Here is a 5024-nt window from a genome sequence, read left to right as displayed (position 1 = left end):
GGTGAGCGGGCCGGGGCAGAACGCAGCCATCAGCAGCTGGGCGCGCTCCGGCACCTCGCTGACAAGGCCGGGCAGCATTTCCGGTCCGGTGACGTGGACGATCAGGGGATTGTCCTGCGGGCGGCCCTTGGCCACAAAGATCTTCTTCACAGCCTCGCCGTTGCGGGCATCGGCAGCAATGCCGTAAACCGTCTCGGTGGGCAGGGCCACCAGCTCACCGTTCTGCAGCAGGGCAGCGGCTTTTTCAATGCTCTTTTCGTCCGATGCGGGCAAAATTTTAGTTTTCATTTCCATACGGATCATCGTTCTTTCTATCTGTAAAGTATTTATGCTTTTCAGCATTTATCGACAGGATATCGTTTTATTTTCAAAGCCACATTTCAGCCCTGCTCGTTGAGCTTTTGCAGCTTTTCGGCCTGTTCGCGGGTGGCCAGTGCGTCGATCAGCTCGTCCAGATTGCCGTCCATGATCTTGGAAAGATTGTGCACGGTCAGGCCGATGCGGTGGTCGGTGCAGCGGTCCTGCGGGAAGTTGTAGGTGCGGATCTTTTCGCTGCGGTCGCCGGTGCCCACCTGCCCCTGACGGCTGGCGTTGATGGCATCCTGCTGCTGTTTCTGCTTCTGGGCCAGCAGGCGGCTGCGCAGGATCTCCAGCGCCTTGTCCTTGTTCTGGAACTGGCTGCGCTCGTTCTGGCATTCTACCACCATGCCGGTGGGGAGATGTGTCACACGGATGGCGCTGGAGGTTTTGTTGATGTGCTGACCGCCCGCGCCGGAGGAGCGGAAGGTGTCGATGCGCAGGTCCTTCATGTCCAGCGCAAAGTCCACCTCTTCGGCCTGCGGCATCACAGCTACCGTGGCCGTGGAGGTGTGGATGCGGCCCTGCGTCTCGGTCTCCGGCACACGCTGCACACGGTGCACACCGCTCTCGTACTTGAGGCGGTTGTAGGCCCCGGCACCGTCCACCGAAAAGATGGCTTCCTTCACGCCGCCAAGCTCCGTCTCGTTGAGGTTGAGCATTTCCAGCTGCCAGCCCCTGCTTTGCACATACATGGTGTACATGCGCAGCAGGCTGTGGGCAAACAGGGCAGCTTCCTCCCCTCCTGCGCCGCCGCGGATCTCCACAATGACATTTTTGCCATCGTTCACGTCCTTGGGCAGCAGCAAAATTTTGAGATTATTTTCCAGCTTTTCCACATCTTGACTTTTTTCGCTGATTTCCTGCTGTATCATCTGCTTGAAGTCCGGGTCAAGTGCGCCCGGTTCTTCCAGCAGAGCTTTGGCCTGTGCCAGATGATCCTGTGCGGTCTGCCACGCGCGGTAGGCCTGCACCACAGGTTCTGCATCGTGGTACTCCCGCATCAGCCTGCGGAAAAGCGCAGGGTCTGCGGCGGTATCCGGCTGGTTCAGGCGGATGGAAAGCTCTTCAAAGCGGTGGCAGACAGCATCCATCTGGGTAAACATGTTCGGCATAATTCCGGCAGTTCTCCTTACAAACTCAGATTCATGTTCGTGCAGCCGAACGGCTCCGGGGCCTTTCCGCCCCGGATGCGTGCTGCGCCGGGCGCTAGGCCTGCCCGGGTTTTACCACCTTTTTGATGTTCTTTTCAATTTTAGCACGCGGCAGCATCACCTCGCGCCCACAGCCGGTACACCGGATCTTAAAATCCATGCCGACGCGCAGTACCTCGAAGCTGGACGCTCCGCAGGGGTGCTTTTTGCGGGTGAGGATGGTATCGCCTACAGCAATGTCCATAGCTCTGCTTCTCCCTTCTGCCTGCCCAAAACAGCAGGCGGTGTGTGCGCAAAGCCCGGCGTGCCGGTTTGCTGCGCACACAGATATAGTATAATGCAAAGCCGCACAAAATGCAAATATCCGCCCATGCGGATGCATAAGTTTTAACAGAAAGGCCGCTGCCGTTCCAAGCACGGCCTAAAAAGCAGAGAAAGAGGAATGAAAGATGATGCAAGCTTACCGTACCGAAGGCAACTACCGTTCTGCTGCGCGCCTGTCCCCCACTGAACTGCGCGCCGCCATGGCAAACCGCGAGATCCTGCAGGCCACTGCTCTGGCCTTTGATACCCAGCGCCAGCTGCGGTTCGAGATCGGCGGGGTGAGAGCCGTGATGCCCTTTGCCCAGTGCGCCGATGGTGCCGCAAACGGCACCGTGCGGGACATTGCGGTGCTGACGAGGGTGGGCCGTCCCACCTGCTTTGTGATCGAGGCGCTGGACACCGACGAGAACGGTCAGCCCTTCTACCGGCTCTCCCGCGCGCTGGCGCAGCAGATGTGCAAGGCCGACTATCTGGACACCCTGCAGCCCGGCGATATCCTGCCCTGCACCGTGACCCATATCGAGCCGTTTGGCGCGTTCTGTGATGTGGGCTGCGGCATCAGTGCCCTGCTGCCCATCGACTGCATGTCGGTGAGCCGCATCTCCTCCCCCGCCGACCGGGTGAGCGTGGGCCAGCAGATCTTGTGCGCCGTCAAGAACCGGGATGTACAGGGCCGCTTTGTGCTGACCATCCGGGAACTGCTGGGCACATGGGAGGAAAATGCGGCCGGGTTCACCGTGGGTGAGACCGTGGTGGGCATCGTGCGCAGTGTGGAGGAATACGGCACCTTTATCGAGATCGCGCCCAACCTCGCGGGCCTTGCCGAGAGCTGCACCGACCTTGTGCCCGGGCAGGCGGTGAGCGTCTACATCAAGAACATCCTGCCGGAAAAAATGAAGATCAAGCTGGTGATCGTGAACCACGCCCTGAGCCAGCGCCATCGGTTCGAGCTGAAGTATTTCATCACCGAGGGCCATCTGGACCACTGGGTGTACTCCACGCCGGAAAGCCCCAAGCGCATTGAGACAGATTTTGCCGCTGCGGCTTGCAATCCGGCGTGAAAGCCTTTATACTATAAAAGAAAAGGAATGCAAGGGGGATGTATGGAACGATGGCCGCCAATGATGCTTTTACTGCCGGTGTACGTCCCGGCGGGTTGACCAGCAGCACCGAGATCCGGCTGCTGCTGTGCTATCTGGTCAAAAATGCCGGACCCATTACCCGGCAGGAGATCGAAAACGCCCTGATGGAAGAAGCGCTGGTGAACTATTTCGAGATCGGCTCGTGTCTGGACGACATCACCAGGCAGCAGCTCGTCACCCTGACAAAGGGCAGCTACACCATCACCGAGAAGGGCCGCAAAGTGGCGCAGGAGCTTGCCTACGACCTGCCCCGCAGTGTGCGGGAGCGCGCTGTGGCCGCTGTGCTGCGCTGCCAGACATGGGCCCGCAAGGAAGCCAAGTACAGTGCCAGCATTACCGAAAAAGAGGACGGCCACTGCACCATCCGCTGCACGGTGAAAGGGCTGGACAGTGAGCTGTTCTGTCTGGATCTCGGCACACCGGACCGGCTGACCGCCGAGCTGGTAAAAAAGCAGTTCATCCTCAAGGGCAACGAGATCTACCAGATGCTCATCAATAAGCTGACCGAAGAAGAAAAGTAACGATTTGGAATGGCCGCCGCGCACGCTTTGCAACGGCGACGACCGCGGCCAGTGGCCGAAACAGGGAGGAGCTGTTGGGGCCGCGGCCTGCAAGATGCGAGTGTCGCTCCAAGGCACGAAGCAGATGCAGGGTGCCGCAACCCGAATATTTTCAGCGGAGATTTCATGATTTTATTTGCGGTTTGGAAGTGTCTGCGGACACCTCCAAACCGCTTTTTTCACGAGAAGTACCCAGACTATAAACGAAATCTCTCCCAACTCCTTCCGTCACCTTCGGTGCCAGCTCCCTCGGAGAGGGAGCCTTTGGCAAAACCGAAAAGTTTGACGGAACGAGTCAGATGGGAAAAGCAGCTTTCCTCCACGACCCCATTCCGTGAAAAAGGGTTCTGGAAAAATCCGCAGATTTTTCCAGAACCCTATAAAAATATTTTTCCTCTGAAGATGGCCAGAGTGAAACTGAGGCCATTCAAAATATAAAATCAGATCAGAATGCAGATCAGCCCGGTGCAGCCCTCATTGATGACCCGTTCCAGCGTTTCCTGCAGGCGGGTGCGGGCCTCCTGCGGCATGTGCAGCAGCTTGTTCTGCAGCCCTTCGTTCACCAGCTCGTGCAGGCTCTTGCCAAAGATGTTGGATTCCCACAGCTTTTCCGGGTCGTCCTCAAAGCCGGCCAGCAGGCTGCGGGCAAGGTCCTCGCTCTGCTTTTCGGTGCCCACGATGGGGCTGATCTCGGTGTGGATGGTGGCCTTCATCATCTGGATGGAGGGCGCGCAGGCTTCCAGCCGCACGCCGTAGTTCGTGCCCTGCCGCACGATCTGGGGCTGTTCCAGTTTCAGCTCGCTGACCGTGGGCATCACGATGCCATAGCCGGTGGCTTCCACCTGCTCAAGGGCACTGCGTACCTTCTCGTACTCCCGTTTGGCCTTTGCCAGCTCCATGATGCAGGGCATCAGGCCCGCTTCGTCGCCAATGGCAAGGCCGGTCTGCTCGCTCAGCACCTGATAGAAAATTTCCGGCTTCAGCTCCACCGTGATGCGCACACTGCCGTTTGCAAGGTCGATGCCGCTGATGGCCGAGCGCTGCACTGCGTCACATTCCAGCGCAGGTGCGTCTGTTCCGGAGGGCACATCCTTCATGCGGGAGACCTTTGCCGCCAGCTGCATGGCCGCATCGTACACCTGCGTTTGCAGCCAGTGGCCGTTTTCCAGCATCGTGACCCAGCGCGGCAGGGCAAAATCCAGCTCCTGCACCGGGAACTCGTACAGCACCTGCCGCAGAATGCTGCCCAGTGCCTCCGCGTCCAGATCCACGCAGCTCACCGGCAGCACGGTGTGGTCGTAGTCCCGGGCCATGCCCTCGGCCAGCTGCTTCGTCTCCGGCGCATCCGGGTGGGTGCTGTTGAGCAGGATGATGTAGGGCTTGCCCAGCGCATCCAGTTCTTCCACGATGCGCTTCTCGGTTCTGGCATAGCCCTCCCGCGGGATGTCGCTCACAGAGCCGTCGGTGGTGACCACGATGCCGATGGT

General features: G+C 59.2%; 7 protein-coding genes. 3 read left to right on the top strand and 4 right to left on the bottom strand.

Annotated features, from left to right (window positions below):
• The 3 genes from QZL71_RS10150 to QZL71_RS10140 form a co-directional block, all read right to left on the bottom strand.
• A partial coding sequence (locus QZL71_RS10150) for an L-threonylcarbamoyladenylate synthase (protein ID WP_294648641.1) occupies positions 1-288 on the bottom strand: 288 nt, incomplete at its 3' end.
• A gap of 92 nt (positions 289-380) precedes the next feature.
• Entirely contained in the window at positions 381-1472 is a 1092-nt protein-coding gene (gene prfA / locus QZL71_RS10145; RefSeq protein WP_097774901.1) for a peptide chain release factor 1, read from the bottom strand.
• Positions 1473-1566: 94 nt separating this feature from the next.
• Entirely contained in the window at positions 1567-1755 is a 189-nt protein-coding gene (locus QZL71_RS10140) for a DUF951 domain-containing protein (protein ID WP_005941184.1), read from the bottom strand.
• A gap of 205 nt (positions 1756-1960) precedes the next feature.
• Here QZL71_RS10140 and QZL71_RS10135 point away from each other — a divergent pair, with 205 nt between their 5' ends.
• The 3 genes from QZL71_RS10135 to QZL71_RS10125 all read left to right on the top strand — a co-directional run bounded on the left by QZL71_RS10135 (position 1961) and on the right by QZL71_RS10125 (position 3975).
• A complete protein-coding gene (locus QZL71_RS10135) occupies positions 1961-2896 on the top strand; it encodes a S1 RNA-binding domain-containing protein (RefSeq protein ID WP_294648633.1) in 936 nt (311 codons plus the stop codon).
• Between the two features lie 38 nt (positions 2897-2934).
• The gene (locus QZL71_RS10130) at positions 2935-3498 is read left to right on the top strand and encodes a DUF4364 family protein (RefSeq protein ID WP_243089049.1); all 564 of its coding nucleotides are present in this window, start codon (positions 2935-2937) and stop codon (positions 3496-3498) included.
• A 303-nt stretch (positions 3499-3801) separates the two neighbouring features.
• Entirely contained in the window at positions 3802-3975 is a 174-nt protein-coding gene (locus QZL71_RS10125; RefSeq protein WP_294648632.1) for a hypothetical protein, read from the top strand.
• Positions 3976-3977: 2 nt separating this feature from the next.
• Here QZL71_RS10125 and QZL71_RS10120 read toward each other — a convergent pair.
• Positions 3978-5024, bottom strand: a 1047-nt coding sequence (locus tag QZL71_RS10120; RefSeq protein WP_294648631.1) for a stage IV sporulation protein A, incomplete at its 5' end; no start/stop codon positions are given.

Source organism: uncultured Faecalibacterium sp. (assembly GCF_900066275.1).
GTDB classification, from domain to species: Bacteria; Bacillota; Clostridia; order Oscillospirales; family Ruminococcaceae; genus Faecalibacterium; species Faecalibacterium taiwanense.
The sequence above is the reverse complement of the archived record's forward strand: the minus strand, read 5'-3'. Positions and strand labels throughout refer to the sequence as shown.

Coding starts and splice junctions, on each gene's coding strand:
- prfA (WP_097774901.1), bottom strand. CDS start 1,472: ATGCCGAACATGTTTACCCAGATGGATGCTGTCTGCCACCGCTTTGAA.
- QZL71_RS10140 (WP_005941184.1), bottom strand. CDS start 1,755: ATGGACATTGCTGTAGGCGATACCATCCTCACCCGCAAAAAGCACCCC.
- QZL71_RS10135 (WP_294648633.1), top strand. CDS start 1,961: ATGATGCAAGCTTACCGTACCGAAGGCAACTACCGTTCTGCTGCGCGC.
- QZL71_RS10130 (WP_243089049.1), top strand. CDS start 2,935: ATGTATGGAACGATGGCCGCCAATGATGCTTTTACTGCCGGTGTACGT.